Source organism: Streptomyces ureilyticus, assembly GCF_011045025.1.
GTDB lineage: Bacteria > Actinomycetota > Actinomycetes > Streptomycetales > Streptomycetaceae > Streptomyces > Streptomyces ureilyticus.
In genome coordinates this window covers 1-671 of sequence record NZ_JAAKZX010000512.1, presented here as the reverse complement: position 1 = coordinate 671, position 671 = coordinate 1, and the positions used below count along the sequence as shown (strand labels likewise).

Here is a 671-nt window from a genome sequence, read left to right as displayed (position 1 = left end):
GGCGGGAGATCGTTAGCACGTGATCGTCCGTCACGGGCGGCGCGCGGCCGCCGCGCTCGAAGCGCACGGGATACGCCCGCGCCCCGGCACCCTCCGACCCGTAGAACTCAAGCCGCACCTGCTCACCCTCCAGCACCCGCTTCTGATCCACGAGCACGACGACGGGGTGGATGCTCCGGCAGGTCTCGCGGGTGGTGTTGGCGAGCTCGAGATACCAGCTCCGGTATCCCCCTCCGGCCTCATACACGGAGGGCCCACCATGAATCCGAGTACGCACAGGGAATGCCCGACTGCCGGGCCCGGCCGAGCAGTTGGGCTCAGGGGCGAGGGCGAGGGCGTGCGCGGGCAAGGGAGCAAGGGCGGCGGTCAGACAGAAGGCCAGCGGAAAAGCAGACAAAGACGCACACAGTCGCATGGACATGGGAGCCTGCCGGGATCCGCGGCGTCAGGCAGTCTGAGGGCTCCTGGCGGGCCCCGTTAGGGGGTCGAGTTCAGCAGGTCGGCTCAACCTCGGCTTACCCCTCGGCCCGCCCGAACAACGGCGCCAGCAACAACTGGGCGGCTCCCTCAGCCACCCCCCACTCACCGCCGGAGGCAACCCGTACCGGCACAGGACTGCTAGCCCCCTCCCGCTGAGCGCGAGCGTCCAGCACAGCCCCCACCCCCCACAC

2 pseudogenes are annotated in these 671 nt (G+C 70.0%); both read right to left on the bottom strand.

Going from position 1 to position 671, the window contains the following annotated elements:
• Positions 1-415: pseudogene (locus tag G6048_RS50800) on the bottom strand (hypothetical protein); the annotation flags it as partial.
• Positions 416-515: 100 nt separating this feature from the next.
• Positions 516-671: pseudogene (locus tag G6048_RS50795) on the bottom strand (ROK family transcriptional regulator); the annotation flags it as partial.